General features: G+C 70.5%; 17 protein-coding genes. 12 read left to right on the top strand and 5 right to left on the bottom strand.

The features are described from left to right. Positions 1–104 precede the first annotated feature (104 nt). From Dvina_RS09620 to gltB, 3 genes are all read right to left on the bottom strand, one after another. Entirely contained in the window at positions 105–839 is a 735-nt protein-coding gene (locus tag Dvina_RS09620; protein ID WP_223102088.1) for a neutral zinc metallopeptidase, read from the bottom strand. Between the two features lie 352 nt (positions 840–1,191). Continuing rightward, positions 1,192–2,667 (bottom strand): glutamate synthase subunit beta, encoded by a 1,476-nt coding sequence (locus tag Dvina_RS09625; protein WP_223102089.1) that lies wholly within the window; start codon positions 2,665–2,667, stop codon positions 1,192–1,194. Further along, positions 2,660–7,201 (bottom strand): glutamate synthase large subunit, encoded by a 4,542-nt coding sequence (gene gltB / locus Dvina_RS09630; RefSeq protein ID WP_246656118.1) that lies wholly within the window; start codon positions 7,199–7,201, stop codon positions 2,660–2,662. Before gltB ends, Dvina_RS09625 begins: the two co-directional genes overlap by 8 nt. Positions 7,202–7,612: 411 nt before the next feature. Here gltB and Dvina_RS09635 point away from each other — a divergent pair, with 411 nt between their 5' ends. The 11 genes from Dvina_RS09635 (at position 7,613) to Dvina_RS09685 (ending at position 18,051) form a co-directional block, all read left to right on the top strand. After that, positions 7,613–8,875, top strand: a complete 1,263-nt coding sequence (locus Dvina_RS09635) for a L,D-transpeptidase (RefSeq protein WP_223102093.1) — start codon at positions 7,613–7,615, stop codon at positions 8,873–8,875. A gap of 79 nt (positions 8,876–8,954) precedes the next feature. Continuing rightward, positions 8,955–9,665, top strand: a complete 711-nt coding sequence (locus Dvina_RS09640; protein WP_223102100.1) for a CPBP family intramembrane glutamic endopeptidase — start codon at positions 8,955–8,957, stop codon at positions 9,663–9,665. Between the two features lie 33 nt (positions 9,666–9,698). Continuing rightward, positions 9,699–10,520 (top strand): hypothetical protein, encoded by an 822-nt coding sequence (locus tag Dvina_RS09645; protein ID WP_223102102.1) that lies wholly within the window; start codon positions 9,699–9,701, stop codon positions 10,518–10,520. A gap of 117 nt (positions 10,521–10,637) precedes the next feature. Continuing rightward, on the top strand, positions 10,638–11,033 hold the full coding sequence (locus Dvina_RS09650) for a hypothetical protein (RefSeq protein WP_223102104.1): 396 nt from the start codon (positions 10,638–10,640) through the stop codon (positions 11,031–11,033). Next, positions 11,033–12,187, top strand: a complete 1,155-nt coding sequence (locus Dvina_RS09655; protein ID WP_223102105.1) for a hypothetical protein — start codon at positions 11,033–11,035, stop codon at positions 12,185–12,187. The genes Dvina_RS09650 and Dvina_RS09655 overlap by 1 nt, the downstream gene beginning before the upstream one ends. Then, positions 12,184–13,284 (top strand): S8 family serine peptidase, encoded by a 1,101-nt coding sequence (locus tag Dvina_RS09660; RefSeq protein ID WP_223102107.1) that lies wholly within the window; start codon positions 12,184–12,186, stop codon positions 13,282–13,284. The genes Dvina_RS09655 and Dvina_RS09660 overlap by 4 nt, the downstream gene beginning before the upstream one ends. Before the next feature lie 52 nt (positions 13,285–13,336). Then, complete coding sequence (locus tag Dvina_RS09665; RefSeq protein WP_246656119.1) at positions 13,337–14,491, top strand: mechanosensitive ion channel family protein; 1,155 nt, start codon at positions 13,337–13,339, stop codon at positions 14,489–14,491. 158 nt (positions 14,492–14,649) lie between these two features. Beyond that, positions 14,650–16,065: a pyruvate kinase gene (pyk, locus tag Dvina_RS09670; RefSeq protein WP_223102109.1), complete on the top strand. Its 1,416-nt coding sequence runs from the start codon at positions 14,650–14,652 to the stop codon at positions 16,063–16,065. A 17-nt stretch (positions 16,066–16,082) separates the two neighbouring features. Continuing rightward, positions 16,083–16,949, top strand: coding sequence for an acyl-CoA thioesterase (locus Dvina_RS09675; protein WP_223102110.1), 867 nt, complete (start codon positions 16,083–16,085; stop codon positions 16,947–16,949). Positions 16,950–17,050: 101 nt separating this feature from the next. Next, positions 17,051–17,506, top strand: a complete 456-nt coding sequence (locus tag Dvina_RS09680; RefSeq protein WP_223102112.1) for an RrF2 family transcriptional regulator — start codon at positions 17,051–17,053, stop codon at positions 17,504–17,506. Positions 17,507–17,562: 56 nt separating this feature from the next. Beyond that, positions 17,563–18,051 carry an NADPH-dependent FMN reductase gene (locus Dvina_RS09685; RefSeq protein ID WP_223102113.1) on the top strand — a complete coding sequence of 163 codons (489 nt, stop codon included), beginning with the start codon at positions 17,563–17,565 and terminating at the stop codon, positions 18,049–18,051. Here the strand turns inward: Dvina_RS09685 and Dvina_RS09690 are convergent. Further along, positions 18,028–18,255 carry a hypothetical protein gene (locus tag Dvina_RS09690; protein ID WP_223102115.1) on the bottom strand — a complete coding sequence of 76 codons (228 nt, stop codon included), beginning with the start codon at positions 18,253–18,255 and terminating at the stop codon, positions 18,028–18,030. The two genes, Dvina_RS09685 and Dvina_RS09690, sit on opposite strands and share 24 nt — an antisense overlap. 47 nt (positions 18,256–18,302) lie before the next feature. Beyond that, positions 18,303–18,758, bottom strand: a complete 456-nt coding sequence (locus Dvina_RS09695; protein ID WP_223102116.1) for an RrF2 family transcriptional regulator — start codon at positions 18,756–18,758, stop codon at positions 18,303–18,305. A gap of 100 nt (positions 18,759–18,858) precedes the next feature. Between Dvina_RS09695 and Dvina_RS09700 the strand changes: the two genes are divergently transcribed. Next, the gene (locus tag Dvina_RS09700; protein ID WP_223102118.1) at positions 18,859–20,061 is read left to right on the top strand and encodes an ROK family transcriptional regulator; all 1,203 of its coding nucleotides are present in this window, start codon (positions 18,859–18,861) and stop codon (positions 20,059–20,061) included. The last annotated feature ends 78 nt before the right edge of the window (positions 20,062–20,139 follow it).

Consider the following 20,139-nt stretch of genomic DNA (forward strand, 5'->3'; position numbering starts at 1 on the left):
AAGGTGTGCAGGGCCGCCGGATCGGTGGTGAAGCCCTGGTGATCACCCACTGCGGCCTCCCCGTCGCTGTGCGGATCGGAACACTCGCGACCGTACCGGAGGGGTCAGGGGTGCGGCGACCCCGAAGTGGTGCTCGTGAAGAAGGCGCGAATCGGGAACGGCCACTTCGGGGCCGGGGTGGGGTTCGTCCAGCCGGGGAACGGGTTGCGGGTCGGGGGGAATGTGGTGCTGGGGAACGGGTTGGTGGAGCCGGGGAAGGGGTTGGGGTCGGGGGTTGTGGTGCCCGGGAACGGATAGGTCGGGGTGGTTGTGGACGGGGTGGTCGGGAATGTCGGGGATTGTTGCTGGGTCGGGATCGCCGACAGGCGGCCGGTGTGGAGGCCGCAGCCGTCGAGGCCCTTGTCGTAGCCGTCGAAGAAGGAGAGCTGGCGCTGTTCGGGGGTGCCGTGGGCGCCTTCCTGGAACCAGGGTTCGTCCTTCGGGTCGCCGACGGAGACCAGGCCGGCTTTCAGCTCCTCGACGTCGCCGGTCTCCAGGTCCAGGTCGCCGCTGCGGACCGAGTCGCCGAGCGAGGCGCCGGAGAGGCAGTCGGCGTTGAGCTCCTGGAAGATCGTGTACTGGTAGCTGATGCCCAGGCGTTCCTGAATCGCGTGGCCGTATTCGTGGGTCAGCAGGTAGAAGACGAAGGCGTCGCCCATTTTGGTGTAGATCTGCTCCGACCAGGCGCTGTCGTAGGCGATGAAGTCACCGATCGGGCAGTAGGCGGCGTTCTGCGTGGGGATCGCCTGGGTGCCGCACATGACCTCGCCGTCCTCGGTGTATGGGATGACTTTGGTCACGGGTTGGAAGCCCACGATCTTGTGGGCCCAATAGTGTTCGGCTACCCGGACGGCGGTGCTCATGTCGGCGGAGAAATTGCCGCCCGAGGCGGATTCGGCGCGCGCGGGGGATTGCCACAGCAGGATCCAAAGTGCCGCGAAAACCGGGGTGACCAGCCACTTCATGGCCGGGTGGTACCCGGGAGCGGCCCCCGAAAGAGGACCGCTCCCGAATGGCAACTCAGGCCGATAGGGCCACCGGCGAGCGGCCGGCGGTCAGCTGGGCCGAGCCGTCAGCGACCGGACGGCAGCCGGGCCGGCAGTGTCACCGGCGACCCGACGGCGGTCAGGCGGCCGGTGGCCGGCCGGCGGGTCACGCCGACAGCGCCACCGCCGTCGGCTCGACGGGGCTCGGCAGGGTGCCGTCGCCGCCCAGGTAGGCGTGGATCGAGGCGGCGGCCGCGCGGCCCTCCGCGATCGCCCACACGATCAGGGAGGCGCCGCGGTGCATGTCGCCCGCGATGAAGACGCCGGGGGCCGAGCTCTGCCAGGTGGAGTCGGTGTCGATGCCGCCCCGGCGGTTGCGGGTCAGGCCCAGGTTGGTCAGCAGCGGGCCTTCCTCGGTGCCCTCGAAGCCGATCGCGAGCAGGACCAGCTCGGCCGGGTACTCCCGCTCCGTCCCCTCCACCACGGAGACCACCCGGCGGCCGTCCACTCTGGACACCTGCACCTCGGCGATGCGCACCGCCGTCAGGTTGCCGTCGTCGTCGCCCTCGAAGGACGTCACGGCCACCGCGAACGCGCGGTCGCCGCCCTCCTCGTGGGCCGGGTAGTTGCGCAGGATCCACGGCCAGGTCGGCCACGGGTCGCGGGACTCGTCGCGCTCGCTTGGCGGCAGCGGGTACTGGTCGAGCTGCAGGACCGACGCCGCGCCCTGACGGTGGGCGACGCCGAGGCAGTCGGCCGCCGTGTCGCCGCCGCCGATGATGATGACGTTCTTGCCGGCCGCCGAGATCGCCGCGGAGGGCTGCTTGCCGGCCACTACCCGGTTGGACTCGACCAGGTGCTCCATGGCCAGGTGCACGCCGTGCAGCGGGCGGCCCGGGGTGTCCGGGGTGTCGCGGCCGGCGAGGGCGCCGCAGGCGAGCAGCAGCGCGTCGTGCGACGCGCGCAGGTCGTCGACGGACACCGTCACACCGACGTTGACGCCGGTCCGGAACTCGACGCCCTCCGCGCGCAGCTGCTCGAGGCGGCGGTCGACGTGCTCCTTCTCGAGCTTGAAGTCCGGGATGCCGTAGCGCAGCAGGCCCCCGAGCGCGTCGTCGCGCTCGTAGACCACGACGTCGTGCCCGGCTCGGGCCAGCTGCTGGGCCGCGGCGAGCCCGGCCGGGCCGGAGCCGACGACGCCGACGCTCTTGCCCGAGCGCTCGGGAGCGGGGCGCGGCACGATCCGGCCCGCGGCCACGGCCCGGTTGATGATCTCGACCTCGACCTGCTTGATGGTGACCGCCTGGCCGCCGGCGATGGACAGCACGCAGGCCGCCTCGCACGGTGCCGGGCACAGCCGCCCGGTGAACTCCGGGAAGTTGTTCGTGGCGTGCAGAGACTCGATCGCGAAGTCCCAGTCACCGGTGCGGACCAGGTCGTTCCAGTCGGGGATGCGGTTGCCGAGTGGGCATCCGTCGTGACAGAACGGGATGCCGCAGTCCATGCACCGGCTGGCCTGCTCGCGAATGAGCTCGTCCGACGCCGGCGGATAGACCTCACGCCAGTCCCGCAGTCGTACCGGCACAGGCCGACGAGCCGGCAGCCGCCGCTCGTAGCGCAGGAAACCGTTCGGGTCAGGCACGGGAAACCTCCATGACAGCCGCATCCACGTCGCGGCCGGCAGCCTCGGCGGCCCGCATTGCCTCCATCGCGCGCTCGTAGTCGCGCGGCATGACCTCGGTGAACTCTGCCACTGCGGTGTCCCAGTCGGCGAGCAGGCGCTCCGCGACCGCGGAGCCCGTCTCGGCGCGATGCTCCTCGACGTACAGCCGCAGCCTCTCGGGGTCCGTGACGGGGCGCAGGTCGACAAGTTCGGCGTTCACCAGGCCCCGGTTCAGGTTCCAGACGTACGCCACGCCGCCGGACATGCCCGCCGCGAAGTTGCGGCCGGTGTTGCCGAGCACGACGACGGTGCCGCCGGTCATGTACTCGCAGCCGTGGTCGCCCACGCCCTCGACGACCGCGAGGGCGCCGGAGTTGCGCACGGCGAAGCGCTCGCCGGCCCGGCCGCGCATGAACAGCTTGCCCGCGGTGGCGCCGTAGAGCACCGTGTTGCCGCCGATGGTCTGGTCCTCGGCGACGAACGGGGCGCGCTCGTCGGGCCGCACGATGAGCCGGCCGCCGGAGAGGCCCTTGCCGACGTAGTCGTTGGCCTCGCCGACCAGCCGGAGCGTGACGCCGGTGGGGACGAAGGCGCCGAAGGACTGCCCGGCCACGCCGCGCAGCGTGATGTCGACGGTGTCGTCGGGCAGGCCGGTGCCGCCGACCCGCCGCACGACCTCGCCGCCGAGCATGGCCCCGACCGAGCGGTGCTCGTTGCGGACCGCGACCTCCAGCTTGACCGCCTCGCCGGCGTCGAGCGCCGGGCTGACCGCGGCGATGAGCTGGTTGTCGAGGGCCCGCTCGAGGCGGTGGTCCTGCTTGGTGGTCTGGCGCCGGGCGGCGTCGTCGGCCAGCGGCGGCACGTGCAGCAGCGGCGAGAGGTCGAGCCCGCCGGCCTTCCAGTGGTCCACGGCCGGGCGCACGTCGAGCAGCTCGGTGTGGCCGATCGCCTCGTCGAGGGTGCGGAAGCCGAGCTCGGCCAGGTATCCGCGGACCTCCTCGGCCAGGAACCAGAAGAAGTTCTCGACGAACTCCGGGGAGCCGGTGAACCGCTTGCGCAGCACCGGGTTCTGGGTGGCGATGCCGACCGGGCAGGTGTCGAGGTGGCAGACCCGCATCATGATGCAGCCGGAGACGATGAGGGGCGCGGTGGCGAAGCCGTACTCCTCGGCGCCGAGCAGCGCCGCGACCACCACGTCGCGGCCGGTCTTGAGCTGGCCGTCGACCTGGACGCTCACCCGGTCGCGCAGCCCCGACAGCAGCAGTGTCTGCTGGGTCTCGGCCAGCCCGAGCTCCCACGGCGTGCCGGCGTGCTTCAGGGAGTTGAGCGGCGAGGCACCGGTACCCCCGTCATGTCCGGAGATCAAAATGACGTCCGCCTTGGTCTTCGCCACGCCGGCGGCGACGGTGCCGACGCCGACCTCGGAGACCAGCTTGACGTGCACCCGCGCGGACGGGTTGACGTTCTTGAGGTCGAAGACCAGCTGGGCCAGGTCCTCGATCGAGTAGATGTCGTGGTGCGGCGGCGGCGAGATGAGCCCGACGCCCGGCGTCGCGTGGCGGGTCTTGGCGATCCAGGGCCACACCTTGTTGCCGGGCAGCTGCCCACCCTCGCCGGGCTTCGCGCCCTGGGCCATCTTGATCTGCAGGTCGTCGGCGTTGACCAGGTACTCCGTGGTGACGCCGAACCGCCCGCTGGCGATCTGCTTGACCGACGAGCGGCGGCGGGCGTCGTGCAGCCGGTCGACGTCCTCGCCGCCCTCACCGGTGTTCGACTTGCCGCCGATGTTGTTCATGGCGATGGCGAGCGTCTCGTGGGCCTCGGCCGAGATGGAGCCGTACGACATGGCGCCCGTCGCGAAGCGCTTGACGATCTCCGCGGCCGGCTCCACCTCCTCGATCGGCACCGGCTGGCGCACCCCGGTGCGCAGCTCGAAGAGCCCCCGCAGGGACCCGGCCCGCCCGGCCAGCTCGTCGACCTTGCCGGTGTAGCGGCGGAAGACGTCGTACTGCTTCGAGCGGGTCGCGTGCTGGAGGAGGAAGACGGTCTCGGGGTTGAACAGGTGCAGCTCGCCCTCGCGCCGCCACTGGTACTCGCCGCCGACCTCGAGGCGCCGGTGCGCGCGCTCAGCGTCGTTGGCCGGGTAGGCCCGGGAGTGCCGCGCGGCGATCTCCGCGTGCACCTCGGCCAGGCCGATGCCGCCGATCTTGCTCGGTGTGCCCGTGAAATACCGCTCCACGAAGCGCGGGTCAAGGCCGACGGCCTCGAAGACCTGGGCGCCGCAGTAGGACGAGACTGTCGAAATGCCCATCTTCGACATGATCTTCAGGACGCCCTTGCCGAGCGCCTTGACGTAGTTGTAGATCGCCTTGTCAGGGTCCACGCCGGCCAGCGCGCCGGTGCTGATCAGGTCCTCGACGCTCTCGAAGGCCAGGTAGGGGTTGACCGCGGAGGCGCCGAAGCCGGACAGCAGCGCCACGTGGTGCACCTCGCGGCAGTCGCCGGACTCCACGACGAGCGACACCTGGGTGCGGGTCTGCTCGCGGACCAGGTGCTGGTGGACGGCCGCGGTGAGCAGCAGCGACGGGATCGGGGCCAGGTCGACGGTCGAGTCGCGGTCGGAGAGCACCAGGATGCGCACGCCGTCCTCGATGGCCTCGGAGACGCCGCGCATGATCTCGACGAGCCGGCGCTTGAGGCCCGTCGCGCCGTCGCGCACCGGGTAGAGCCCCGAGACCCGGACCGCCTTGAAGCCCGGCAGATCGCCGTCCTCGTCGATGTGCAGGATCTTCGCCAGGTCGTCGTTGTCGATGACCGGGTACGGCAGCGCGATCTGGCGGCACGAGGCCGGCCCGGGGCGCAGCAGGTTGCCCTCCGGGCCGATGGTGGCCGCGACGCTGGTGACCAGCTCCTCGCGGATCGCGTCCAGCGGCGGGTTGGTGACCTGGGCGAAGAGCTGCGTGAAGTAGTCGTACATCAGCCGCGGGCGGGTGGAGAGCACCGCCACGGGGGTGTCGGTGCCCATCGACCCGAGCGGCTCGGCGCCGACCCGGGCCATGGGGCCGATGAGGATCTTGAGCTCCTCCTCGGTGTAACCGAACGTCTGCTGGCGGCGCTGGACGGAGTCGTGGGTGTACACCACGTGCTCGCGCTCCGGCAGCTGCTCGAGGTCCATGAGGCCCGCGTGCAGCCACTCCTCGTAGGGCTCGGCCGCGGCCAGCTCGGCCTTGATCTCGTCGTCCGTGCGGATGCGCCCGGCGGCGGTGTCGACGAGCAGCATCTTGCCGGGGGCGGAGCGGCCCTTGGCCACGATGGTGGCCGGGTCCAGGTCCAGCACGCCGGCCTCGCTGGCCAGCACGACCAGCCCGTCGCTCGTCTGCCACCAGCGGCCCGGGCGCAGCCCGTTGCGGTCGAGCACGGCGCCGACGACCGTGCCGTCGGTGAACGCGACGCTGGCCGGCCCGTCCCACGGCTCCATGAGGCACGCGTGGAAGCGGTAGAAGGCCCGGCGGTGCGCGTCCATCCGCGGGTCGTTCTCCCAGGCCTCCGGGATCATCATCAGTACCGCGTGCGGCAGGCTGCGCCCCGCGAGGTGCAGCAGCTCCAGGACCTCGTCGAAGTTGGCCGAGTCCGACGCCTCGGGCGTGCAGATCGGGAACAGCCGGCGGATGTTGCCCGGCAGGTTCTCGCTGGCCAGGAGCGCCTCGCGGGCGGCCATCCAGTTCCGGTTGCCGCGGATCGTGTTGATCTCGCCGTTGTGGGCGATGATGCGGTACGGGTGGGAGAGCTCCCAGGACGGGAACGTGTTCGTCGAGAAGCGGGAGTGCACGAGCGCGATCGCGGAGGCGACGCGCTCGTCGGACAGGTCGGGGAAGAACGAGACGACCTGGTCCGGGGTGAGCATGCCCTTGTACGTGATCGTGCGGGACGACAGCGACGGCAGGTAGAGCTGGAGCCCGCGCTCCCGGGTCTCCCGCTCGGCCTGCTTGCGCACGCAGTAGACGACGCGGTCCAGGTCGAGGCTTTCCAGTACCGTGCCCGGCGCGCCGAGCTTCTCCGCGCTGAGGAACACCTGGCGGATGCGGGGCATGGCGGCCAGCGCGGTGGCCCCGAGGTCGGTGGCGTCGACCGGCACGTCGCGCCAGCCGAGCACGTGGGCCCCCTCGACGAGGGCGTACTTCTCCAGGACCCGCTGCGCGCGAGCGGCGGCGGCGTCGTCGGTGGGCAGGAAGGCGAGGCCTGTCGCGTACTGCCCGGCGGGGGGCAGGGCGAACGGGACGACCTCGCGCAGGAACGCATCCGGGATCTGGATCATGATGCCCGCGCCGTCGCCGGTGTTCGGCTCGGCTCCGCGGGCGCCACGGTGGTCCATCCGGCGCAGCGCCGAGAGCCCCTTGAACACGACATCGTGGGACCTGCGGCCGTGGATGTCGGCGACGAAGGCCACCCCGCAGGCGTCGTGCTCAAAGGCCGGGTCGTACAGACCCTGCTGCTGCGGTCCGGGGAAAACCATCGGGCCTCCTGACGTCATCGATTGCGAGTCGGGACAACGTCGGCCCTAAAGGAGCGGTCTTGCCAGTGTACGCGAAGAGCGGACGCAAGTTGCATGATCGGTACCCGAGTCCGTACCACCATGCGAGCGCGCCCGCCGCGTATGTTGCCGCACAACGTACCGTGCGTGCGGGCGTGAACCTACTGCGTGAGATCGTGACAAATCCCACGGGCCGGGGCCGCTCCCGCTCGTTACAGAACTGTCACGCAACCTCTGACAGTCCGGAAGACGTCTGACGAATGGATGGCCGCGAGCTTGCGGCCTTCCTACGATGTTGCAAGATCTCTCGCGTTTCGAACCAGGTGGCATGAACACGGGATACACCGGTGTCGTAACCGGTACATGCTCTAGCCCAACGAAGGAGGTGTGGACATGGGAGTCTCCGCACGCGCACTGGCCACGATCGCCGCTCTGACAAGCGTCGCACTTCTCGCTGCGGCCTGCAGCAACAGCGACGATTCGGTCAAACCGAAATGGACCGGCTCGGACAGCAGTGCCGGCGGCCCCTCGGCTTCCGCGTCCGCCGCCGAGTTGCCGAAGGCGGCGATCGCCGCGCCCAACGACGGAGCGAACAACGTCTCCACCGCGACCGACTTGGCGCTGCAGGCCGATCCGGGCAGTAACGCCCAGGTGACGCTGACGGATGCCTCGGGTGCCGCGGTGGCCGGCGGGATCAGCGCCGACGGGAAGTCGTGGGTTCCCGGCTCGCAGCTCAAGTACGGCACGCAGTACACCGCGACGGTGACCTCGGCCGGCGACAGCGCCGGGAAGAAGGTCACGTTCACCACGATGGCGAAGCCGGGCAAGACGGTAAACGTCTCCACGGCGGTCGCCGACAACAAGACGTACGGCGTGGGCATGCCCATCGTCGTGCGGTTCGGCTCCAGCGTCCCGCAGGAGATGCGGGCGGCGGTGGAGAAGCGGCTCATCGTCACCACGAACCCGCCGCAGGTCGGCACCTGGTACTGGTTCAACGGCGGCGAGGTGCACTACCGGCCGAAGGAGTACTGGCAGGCCGGCACGAAGATCAACGTCCGGCTCGCGGTCGGCGGTCTCCAGCTCACCAAGACGGGCTGGGGCTCCAAGGACGTCACGAGCACGTTCAGCATCGGCGACCGAATCGTCATGACGACCGACGACAAGACCCACCAGATGACGGTGGAGCAGAACGGCCAGGTCATCAAGACGGTCCCGGTCAGCCTGGGCAAGGCCAAGACCCCGTCCTCCAGCGGGAGCATGGTGGTCATGGACAAGAACGAGTCCGAGCTGTTCGTCGGCACGGACCCGGAGGACCCCTACCGCGAGACCGTGTACTGGACGCAGCGCATCACCAGCGGCGGCGAGTACATCCACGCGGCCGACTGGTCCGAAGGCGACCAGGGCAAGCGCAACGTCTCGCACGGCTGCACCAACGTGTCGGTGGCCAACGCGAAGTACCTGTACAACCTGACCAAGATCGGCGACGTCGTGATCGTCAAGAACACGACCCGCAAGCTCGCCTGGGGCAACGGCTGGACCGATTGGGACAAGCCCTGGGACGAGTACGTGAAGGGCAGCGCACTTCCCCCGCCGGGCGACGCGACGGTCGTGGTCCCCTCGACCTCCGCGGCTCCTTCCGCCTCGGCGGCGGCGTAGTCGTTCTCACCAGGGCAGTAAGGCTTCCGGGGCCGCCGTGCATCACGGCGGCCCCTTTGCCTGCCGCAGAATGGTCGCCGTGCATCCACACTTCGGCCCCGTGGGCGCGACGGTCGTGGCACTGCTCGCCGCCTGGTTCGTGGTGCGCATCGCCCGCTCCCCGGTGACTGTCGCCCGCCGCCGGGCGCAGATCGAGGCTCGGCCTGACGGCCGGACAAGATTCCATCGGCGGTACGTCCTGAGCTGGTGGCTGCTGACGCTCGTCGCACTGGTGCCACTGTTCACCGACCCGCGACTGCGACCTTCCGACTACGGTCTGCAGCGGCCGTCCTTCTCCGGGTTCGCGTTCGCGCTCGGCGCCTTCGCGGCGATGGTCGGCCTCCTGGCCCTGCGGGGCCGCCGGGTGGTCAGCGCACCGCCGAGGGTCGCGTTCCTCCTGCCTCGCAACGGCCGCGAACGCGCGTGGGGCGTCGCCACCGCATGCACCGCCGGCATCGGCGAGGAGATCGTGTTCCGCGGCGCCTTCCTGGCCTTTGCGGTGGGCGTGCTGCATCTGCCGTTCATCTGGGCCGCGCTCGCGGTGAGCCTGTTCTTCGGCCTGGGCCACCTGTACCAGGGCTGGACCGGCGTCACCGCCACGACGCTCTTCGGCCTCTGCGCCACGGTGCTGTACTCGTTCAGCGGCAGCCTGTTACTGCCGATCCTCGTCCACACCGCCGTCGACCTCGGCCCTTTCGTGTTGATGCGCTACTCGCAGCCGGCAAGTGTCGGCTCCACGATCCCCGGATGATCAGACTCATCGACGGGCGCTAGCCTCTCGCGCATGGCACTGGTCCGGCGCACAACCGTCCTAGGCTCCAACAGCAACCGGGTCGTGGCCGCGGCCACCGTCGCACCCGCAAACCTTGCCCAGCCACCCGCTGCGGCTCCTGCACCCACCGCCGCTCCCGCCGGCGCCGGGTCCCCCGCTCCCACGGACCAGGAGGCCACACAGCGAATCCCGGCACCCGAGATGGGCGCCGCCGTCACCGTCGGCCCGGACGCCCCACCCCCGGCCCCGGGCAGCGAAGCGGCCGCCGTCACCACCCAGCCGGCCGGCATCGGCTCCCTGATCGCCGCCTTCGTCCTGGTGGCCGCGGGCGGCGCCGGCTCCTGGTCCCTGTACCACTACGGCATCAACGCCGACGAGATCCACCTCCCCGACGCCACAGCCCTCTTCGGCGTCCTGTTCGCCTTCGCCACCGCCGTCGAGCGGGTCCTGGAGCCGTTCGCCCGCTTCATGCCGGGCCGCCACGCGAAGGGCGACCTGGAGAAGGCCGTGGCCAACATGGCGAACAAGTACCACGACGCCACGCTCGACGACCTGATCCAGGTGGCGCACGCCAAGTCGATGGTCGACCGCGGCCGCGCCGACCGCGGCCTGATCTCCTGGGGCATAGCCGTAGCCCTGGCCACGGTAGCCTCCGCCTCAGGCGGCCTGTACCTGCTGCACTCCATAGCCGGCGACGGCTGGCACGGCATCCCGGTCTGGATCGACGCCATCATCACGGGCGTCGTGGTGGGCAGCGGCACCAAGCCCCTGCACGACGTCATCAGCAAGGTCCAGAAGAACAAGGAAAAGTCCGAAGACACCACCGCCGCCTGAGCGCGGTTCTACCCTTTTTCGGCTTTTGCGTCTTCTTGAGGATCGGCGCTCGGGGTCCGCTGAGCGCCGATCTGCTCCGATACCGTCGCAGTGCACACGGTGTTGGGGAGGGGCGCGGTGGGTGATCAATCCGGCTTCGTGGCCGATCCCGGTACGGTGCGCGCCTTCGGCGCCGACCTGCAGCGCGACCTGGACATCCACCTGTCCGCCGAGAAGGTCGAGACGCTGCATCTCTTCTCCGGCGCCCCGGTGTTCGGTCTGCGCGCCGTCAGCGCAGAGGTCCAGCAGACGGCCAGGGACTACGTGGCCCGCCTGCAGGACCTGTTCGAACTGATGGAGGTACTGCTCCACAACGGCGCCGTCCTGGCCCGGGCCGCCCACTCCGTAGCCGACGCCTACGAGTCCGCGGACACCCTGACCGCCGATCAGGTGAGCGGCGCCCTCGGCAACGCCAGGGCTTCCGTGTCGGCGGAGACGAGCGCGACCGACCCGGAGACGGGCAGGCTCGTCTGATGGTGGAGTCCTATGGCGGGTACCGGTTGCCGGACCTCTGGAAAATCCTGCAGGACGAGGACCCGGAGTCGGGCTTCACCCACGTCAACACCCTGAACCGCCTGCGCACGGCGCTGACCCAGCAGCGCGACAACCTCCGCGCCCACCGCGACCGCCTGACCGAGGGCTGGCCCCCAGACCGAAGCGAAGCCGCCACCGCCTTCGTCGCGCAGATCAACGACATGATCGACGCGCTCGAAGCCACAGCCGGCGCGGCGGGCTACGTGTGCATCGGCGTCGACGAGGCGTTCGCCGCAATCCGCGATGCCAGGCGGCAGCTGGAGCCGCTGGTAGCCGACTACGGCCGCCGTCCGATCGGCGCCGGCCTCGCCGTGCCCACCACGGACAATGCGGCAGCGGACGAGCAAGCCCGAAACATCCTCATCGCCGCCGACGCAAAGGTCGTTGCCGCCGCTCGGAAGATCAACGTGGGCATGCCCAAGTATCGCCGAGTCGGTATCAGCGGTGAGCCGATCAACGTCGGTACGGACTCGGGCAGCCAGTCGCTGTCAGCTGGAGGCGGAGGCGCTGTTGCGACCGGAACCCGTACGCCACCACTGCCCGCCCCTGCTTTTGATCCTCCGCCGCCGTCAGATCCGCGAGATGCGGCGACTATCGCGGACAGCCCAGCGCTGGCCAGCGGTTGGCCCGCAGGCGGTGGCGGGATCCCCAGCACTGGCTCGCCGGGTGTGATCGGGGGTGGAGACCGGACGCAAACAGCAACTCCTGGATCATCGCCCCTTGTTCCGATCCGACCCGGCGTCCTGCCTCCAGGAGGGGTAATACGGCCCGCACGACCCCAGCAGACTGACGGGCCGCCGGTGTCGCCAGTGACCGGCCAATACATCCGGCCGGGCGCCCCAGATGCAAAAGCCGGTCAGGCGAGGCGCGGATCGGTTTCGGGGTCGGAGACGCGCGATACTCGATCCACCAGCGGCACTGCAGGCGGATATCGGGATCGTTCTTACGAGGAGTACATCGAGCGACGCAGGCACAGGAGGAAGACCGAAGGCAACGAGGTCTGGCCGGTCGCTGAGGGCGTGCCGCCGGTGATCGAGCCGCCGAGCGAACGACCACACGATCCGGGCCCGGGTGTCCTGGGCATCGACCGTTGATCGCCGTCGGCCGCTTGACTTTCGGCGGGGCCGCCGTCGCCCTGCTGCTGCTTGTCACTGCGGGCACCGCGATCGCCGACACCGTCCGAGACAGGCAATGGCACCTTGTATCGCTCGGCATCGCTGATGCACACAAGGTGAGTCAGGGCGAAAGTGTGATCGTGGCAATACCCGACACAGGCGTGGATACCAGACACGCGGAGCTCACGACAGCCGTTCTCTCGGGTAAGGGCCTCGGCGAGGGAAACACCACCGATGGAAGGACCGATACCGACGGACACGGAACTGCTGTGGCCGGCCTCATTGCGGGACGCGGCCTGCCGAACGGTGGGGGCGTTCTCGGCATTGCGCCGAAGTCGATGATTCTTCCCATTCAGACCACCAGGGGCGGTGACAGCATTGGCTCGCCGGCACTGTTGGCCGAAGGCGTCGATTGGGCAACCACCCACGGCGCCAAGGTGATCTGCATCGCTGCGGTGACCAACGAGGACCCACGACTTCAGGAGGCCGTTGAACGTGCACTGACAGCCGACGTGGTTGTGGTTGCGGGCGTCGGTAACACCCCGGAACAGACTGAGGTCGGCTTCCCGGCAAAGCTTCCGGGTGTACTGGCGGTAGGCGGAACCGGCCGTAACAGTGAGCACGCCAGTATCTCAGCGACTGGGCCGGAGACGCTGGTCGCTGCTCCCGCGGCGGATATCGTGTCCACCAGACCGGCCGGGCAATATGCATCCGGCTCAGGGACGAGCTATGCGACGGCGATTGTTTCTGGGGTGGTGGCGCTGGTGCGGGCCAAGTTTCCCGGCCTGTCGGGGCCGGAGGTGGTTCGGCGGATCACCGCTACCGCGGTGGACAAAGGTAAGCCCGGCCGCGACGAGGAGTTCGGTTTCGGGGTCGTCGATCCGTTGGCTGCGTTGACGGCGACCCTCCCCTCCGCCGCCCCCCAGGTGTCGGCGGTGCCGTCGGAGGTGGGATCGGGGCCGGTGGGGGGCGGTGGGGGTGTCGGTGGTTGGGGCGTATGGATCGGGGTGGTTGGGGTTGTGGCCGTCGGGGTCGTCGGCGTGTTGCGGTGGAGGAGGTGGAGGGCGGGATCCTGATCACCTCGCCCGGGTTGTGTGGGGATCACCCGTTGCGGGTAAGCGCGGCCAAATGCGGGATACGGTCTTCGACACGCTCATGCCGCTGGGGATCGCGCTCGGAGCGGCGCTCCTGGCGTTGCTTGCGGTGCACATCGTGCATCGGGTGCTGCTGCGCGCCGGGCGGCGGTCGGCGCTGGCTACCGAGTTGGCTGAGCGGGCGCATCGGCCCACGCAGTGGGTTGTCGTGCTGTGCGCTGTCTACTTCTCGGTTCGCAGTAGCGCTGACGAGGCGTCGTGGCGGCATGCGTTTCTGCATGCCGATCAGCTGATCATCATCGGGGCGGCGGCGTGGCTCGTTGCGGCGCTGCTCGTGGTGGCTGAGGATGCGGCGCTCGCTCGGTTCCGGACCGATGTGCCGGACAACCGGAATGCTCGGCGGGTGCACACGCAGGTGGTCATGATCCGGCGGGTCACCGTGGCGGTCGTGGCGGTGCTCGCCGTGGCGGTGATGCTCATGACGTTTCCGCAGGCGCGGATCGTCGGGACGTCGGTGCTGGCCAGCGCCGGGTTCGCCGGGGTCATCGCCGGTCTGGCGGCCCAGAGTGTGCTGCGCAACATGTTCGCGGGGCTGCAGCTCGCCTTCTCCGACGCGGTACGGCTGGGCGATGTCGTGATCGTCGAGCAGGAGTGGGGGCGGGTCCAGGAGATCACGCTGTCCTATGTCGTCGTGCACGTGTGGGACGACCGGCGGCTGATCCTGCCCACGTCGTACTTCACCGAGAAGCCCTTCGAGAACTGGACCCGCAGCGAATCGGCCCTGCTCGGCGCGGTCATGTTCGACGTCGACTGGTGGCTGCCGGTGCCCGAGATGCGCGAGGAGCTGCGCCGGGCGCTCGAGTCGACCGACCTGTGGGACGGGCGGGTGTCGGTGCTGCAGGTCGTGGAGGCCACCGGCAGCGCCATGCAGCTGCGGGCCCTCGTCAGCGCCGAGGACGCGCCGAAGCTGTGGGATCTGCGGTGCTTCGTGCGTGAGCACCTCGTCACCTGGCTGCGCGACACCCATCCGGCGGCGCTGCCGCGGGTGCGGGCCGAGATGACCTCGGCCATGCCCCTGCACGCGACGCTCACCGGGCAGACGCTCACCACCGACGGTGACTCGCGGGTCTTCAGCCACAGCGTCGACGGGCGGGCCCGCGCGGAGGCGTTCACCGGACCGGAGTCGTAATCACCCGTACGGCCGGGCGCCGACACGACGAGCGGCCAAGCGAATTGTCCGAAAAGACCGGCCGACCTCAGTGAACCGCCGGTGGACGGCGTCTCAACTGATGGGGCCAGGGCCGGGGCAGCGGATACGCCCCGTGAAGGAAGGGCTAGCCTCAGAGTGTGACTCGACGCGCCAAAATCGTCTGTACGCTCGGCCCGGCCACTGCGTCGGCTGAGCGGCTCCGTGGCCTTGTCGACGCCGGAATGGACGTCGCGCGGCTCAACTTCAGCCATGGAAGCCACGAGGACCACGCCTCGGTGTACAACCTCGTTCGGGAGGCCGCCATCGGCGCCGGCCGCCCCGTGGGCATTCTCGCGGACCTCCAGGGGCCCAAGATCCGTCTCGGCAAGTTCGCCGACGGGCCGCATGAGTGGAAGAACGGTGACACCGCCGTCATCACGAGTGACGTGATCCTCGGTACCAAGGACCGGGTCTCGTGCACTTACACGAAGCTTCCGCAGGAGGTCAAGGCCGGCGACCGGCTGCTCATCGACGACGGCAAGGTCGCCGTCGAGGTGACCGCCGTGAACGGCAACGACATCAGCGTCCTCGTGACCGAGGGCGGCATGGTCTCCAACAACAAGGGCATCTCGCTGCCGAACGTGGCCGTGAGCGTGCCCGCCCTGTCCGACAAGGACGCCGAGGACCTGCGCTTCGCGCTGCGCCTCGGTGCGGACTGGATCGCGCTGTCCTTCGTGCGCTCGCCTGACGACATCAAGCTCGTCCACGAGATCATGGAGGAGGAGGGCATCCGCCGGCCGGTCATCGCGAAGGTCGAGAAGCCCGAGGCGGTCGCCGCCCTCGAGTCGATCGTCAGCGCGTTCGACGGCGTGATGGTCGCCCGCGGTGACCTCGGTGTCGAGATGCCGCTGGAGCAGGTGCCGCTGGTCCAGAAGCGCGCCGTGCAGCTGTGCCGCGAGCAGGCCAAGCCGGTCATCGTCGCGACCCAGATGCTCGACTCGATGATCGAGAACGCGCGGCCGACCCGGGCCGAGGCGTCCGACGTCGCCAACGCCGTGCTCGACGGCGCCGACGCCGTCATGCTGTCGGGGGAGACGAGCGTCGGGAAGTACCCCATCCTGACCGTCGCGACGATGGCCCGCATCGTGGCCACCACCGAGGGTGGGGCCTTGACCGTGCCGCGCCTGCAGCACGACCCCCGCACCCGGGGCGGCGCGCTGACCTCGGCCGCCTCCAACATCGCGCGCAACATCGGCGCGAAGGCCCTGGTGGCGTTCTCCCAGAGCGGCGACACCGTGCGCCGCCTGGCCCGCCTGCACTGCGAGCTGCCGCTGCTGGCGTTCACCCCGGAGCCCACGGTTCGCAACCAGCTCACCCTCAGCTGGGGCGTGCAGACGTTCGACGTGCCCTACGTGGAGCACACCGACGAGATGTTCGAGCAGGTCGACCTGGCCCTCGTCGGGCTGCCCTGGCTCTCGCCGGGCGACGACGTGGTCATCGTGGCCGGCTCGCCCCCCGGCACCCCGGGCTCCACGAACACCCTGCGGGTCCACCAGCTGGGTGCGCTCAGCTGAGCAAGTAAGTTGTCCGTGTGAACGGACAAGTTGCGGTGGACGACCTCGTCCGGCTGCTCGATCTCGAGGCGCTGGGGGACGATCGGTTTCAGGGCGTCAGCCCGCCGGTCGGCCCCCAGCGTGTTTTCGGCGGTCAGGTCGCCGCCCAGGCCCTGGTCGCCGCCGGTCGCACGGTCGAGCGCACAAGAACAGTGCATTCCCTGCATGGGTACTTCGTCAGGCCCGGCGACCCCGAAGAGCCGATCACGTACGCCGTGGAGAACATCCGCGACGGGCGCTCGTTCTCGGTGCGCCGATCGGTCGCGCAGCAGCACGGCAAGGTGATCTTCTTCATGTCGGCGTCGTTCCACCGCCAGGAAGAGGGCTTGGACCACGCCGAGCCCGCCCCGCTCGACGTGCCCGCCCCCGACGAGGTGCCGACGATGGCCGAGCGGTTCGCGAAGTACGAGGACCGGGCCGGCATCTGGGCCGTCCTCCCGCGCCCGATCGACCTGCGCTACGTCGGCGAGCCCGGCTGGGTGCCCGCCGGTGACCGCCCGGCCGAGCCGCGCCAGCGGGTGTGGATGCGCCTGGACGGCAAGCTGCCCGACGACCCGGTCCTGCACACGTGCGTGCTCACCTTCGCCTCCGACCTCACGCTGCTCGACTCGATCCTCTCGGCGCACGGCGCGGTCTGGGGCCCGGGCGGGTTCATCGGGGCCAGCCTCGACCATGCGATGTGGTTCCACCGCCCGTTCCGCGCCGACGAGTGGTTCCTGTACGACACCGTCAGCCCCTCCGCCTCGGGCGCCCGCGGGCTGGCCACCGGCCGGATGTTCACGCTCGACGGCCGACACATCGCGACCACCGTGCAGGAGGGGCTGCTGCGCCGCGTGGGTGGCTGAGCGTGAGGTGCCGATCACGCCGGTCTGACGCGCCGCGCGGGCGGCCGGGCGGCACGGTCGGCGGCTGAAGACAGCGGCGGCTGGCGTGGGAGGATAGGGGTATGCGCCTTTCGGCCCGAGTGGATTACGCGTTGCGCGCGGTGGCGGAGCTGGCGGCCTCGTCGACCGACGGCAAGCTGGTGACCGCGGACCGGCTGGCCGCCGCCCAGCAGATCCCGCCGAAGTTCCTGGAGAGCATCCTGCTCCAGCTGCGCCGCGGCGGGGTCGTCGTCGCCCAGCGCGGACCCGAGGGCGGATACCGGCTCGCCCGCCCGGCCGCCGAGATCTCCCTCGCCGAGATCATCCGGGTGATCGACGGCCCGCTCGCCAACGTGCGGGGGCAGCGGCCGGAGGATCTCGGATACCACGGTGCCGCCCAGGCCCTCCAGGACGTCTGGATCGCGCTGCGGGCCAACGAGCGCCTGATCCTGGAGACGGTCACCATCGAGGACGTCGTCACCGGCGAGCTGCCGGAGCGGGTCCGCGACCTGGTTGCCGACCCTCGCGCCTGGGTGTAGGCCCGTCCACCAAGGACGCTATTTCCTATCGGAAAAATAGGGGATAGGATCGGCGCGTGATCGTTGTCGTCTCAGGGAACCCCAGACCCGGCTCGCGGACGCGGCACCTCGCCGACGCGGTAGGTGCGGCCCTCGCCGAGCGGATCGGGCCGGCGAAGCCGCGCACCGTCGACGTCGCCGAGCTCGGCGTGGGGCTGCTCCAGCCCGGCGACGCGGCGGTGGCCGAGGCCGTGGCCGCGCTGCGCGGGGCGAGCCTGCTCGTGGTCGCCACCCCGACGTACAAGGGAAGTTACACGGGTGTGCTCAAGGTCCTCATCGACCAGCTGCCCGCCGAAGGGCTCAGGGACATTCCGGCCGTCACGGTCGTGACCGCCGGCGTGCGGCCGCAGGCCGAAGCGGCCGAGCGCCACCTGCGGGAGCTGCTCGGCGAGCTCAAGGCCGCCCTTGTCGAACCGGGCCTGGCCGTGACCGAGGCGGAGCTGGCCGACATCGACGCGACGGTCGCCGGCTACGTGCGGGGGTTAGCTCTGCAGAGCCGCGGCTGACGCAAGCAGGGCGTCGTGCTCGCCCCGGCCGTCGCTGCGCTCGATGAGCTCGTTGAGGGAGCGGGCGATGCTCACCAGCGCGTACGTCTGCGTCACCCGCAGCGTGCGGTCCATCTCCAGGTCGTCGGCCATGTCCAGCTCGGCGCGGATGCTGTGCAGGAAGCCTTCGGCCGCCTGCAGGTACGGGTCGTGCGCTTTCGACATAACCCGAGGGTAGGGCCGCGAACCGCCCAAGAAAGCCAAACCGCGGATCAGCGCGGCTGCCAGGCGGCCGGGGGCGTGGTCAGCCGGCGCACGTGCGCGGGCATCCGGCCGCGCACGACGTCGGCCAGGCTGACCTCGTCGAGCACGTTGCGCACCGCGGCCCGCACCGCGACCCAGAGCTGCTGGAGGTGTTCGGCGGTTCCGGAGTACATGGCCTCCTCCGGGCGCACGCCGCGCACCTCCGCCAGCGGCCCGTCGACCGCGCGCAGCACGTCGCCGACCATGATCTCCGAGGGCTGCCGGGTCAGCACGTAGCCGCCGTCGACCCCGCGCTGGCCGCGGACCAGACCCGCGCGGCGCAGGTCACCCAGCACCGCCTCGAGGAACTTGCGTGGCATGTCCTGCTCGTCGGCCAGGCCTGCGGCCGACACCACCGCGGGATAGGCCGCGGCGAGCCCGAGCGAGGCACGAACCGCATAGTCCCCGCGCGCCGAGATGTGCATCGAACTCCTGCCTTTCCGGCCGGGCTGATGGCATTGGTGTCCTATACCAATATGTACGGTCGCCGCTCCGGCGTGATCGCCGGGGTAGCGTTGTCGGATTATGCGGACGGAAGAACCACGGCGGGGCGCCGACCACAACGTCATGCGCGAGGTCAACCGCTCGCTCGTGCTGGCCCTGGTCAAGGAGGGCGGCCCGGTGTCGCGGGCGAGCATCGCGCGCTCGACGACGCTGGCCAAGCCCACCGTGTCGGCGATCGTCGACGAGCTGATCGCCGAGGGCCTGGTCCGGGAGATCGGGCCGGGCTCCACCGCGGTCAGCGGCGGCCGCCCGCCCATCCTGCTCGAGTTCAACGCCCGCTCGCTGCTGGTCGTCGGCGTGCACATCGGCGCCCGGCGGACCACCATCGCCATCGGCGACGCGACGGGCGAGGAGGTCGCCCGCCGCGAACTGCCGACCCCCAAAGATCAAACCCCGGCGGTGGTACTCGCGCAGGTCGCCGCCGAGGCGAAGGACGCGATCGCCGGCGCGGGGCTGCCGGGCGCGAAGATCGCGGCGGTCGGCGCGGTCCTGCCCGGGCTCACCGACTTCCACACCGGCATCTGCCTGCTGGCCCCCAACCTCGGCTGGCGGGACGTGCCGGTCCGCGACCTCCTGGCGGCCGCGCTCGACGACGCGCCGGTCTACGTCCACAACGCGGGCCAGGCCGCGGCCGTGGCCGAAAACCTCGAGGGCGCGGGGGAGCGGGTGGGCGACCTCGCGCTGCTGTACACCGGGACCGGCCTGTCCGCGGGCGTGCTCTCCGACGGCCGGGTCTTCCACGGCGTCGGCGGGACCGCGGGCGAGATCGGGCACAACGCGGTGCCGGGCAACACCGAGCCCTGCAACTGCGGCAAGGTCGGCTGCCTGGAGACGGTGGCGTCGGGCCCGGCGATCGTGCGCGCGGCCCGCCGGGCGGGGCTCGACGGCTACGACGCCCGGGACGTGACGGCGGCCGCGCGCGCCGGCGACCCGGTGGCCCGGCAGGTCATCGCGGAGGTCGGCGAGCACCTAGGGCTGGCGGCGTCGTGGCTCATCAACGCGTACAACCCGGCGCTTGTCGTCGTCGGGGGCGGGCTGGCCGCCATCGGCGAGCTGTTGATGGACCCGCTGCGGGCCGCCGCGGCCAAGCACGCCCTGGCCCCGGCGCTGCGCGGGGTCGAGATCCGGGCCTCGAAGCTGGGCGCGGACGCGGAGGTGCGCGGCGCGGTACTGCTGGCGTTGCAGCACTCGGAGACGTACTACCGGGTGGTTTTCCGGGCCTGAAACGAGGTTAGTTCTGTTCTTGAACAAACCCCCCGACGCGGCGTAACGTGTGCGGCAACCCGCCTACACCCCGCCCTC

This window comes from Dactylosporangium vinaceum (genome assembly GCF_019904175.1).
In the GTDB taxonomy this organism is placed as follows: domain Bacteria; phylum Actinomycetota; class Actinomycetes; order Mycobacteriales; family Micromonosporaceae; genus Dactylosporangium; species Dactylosporangium vinaceum.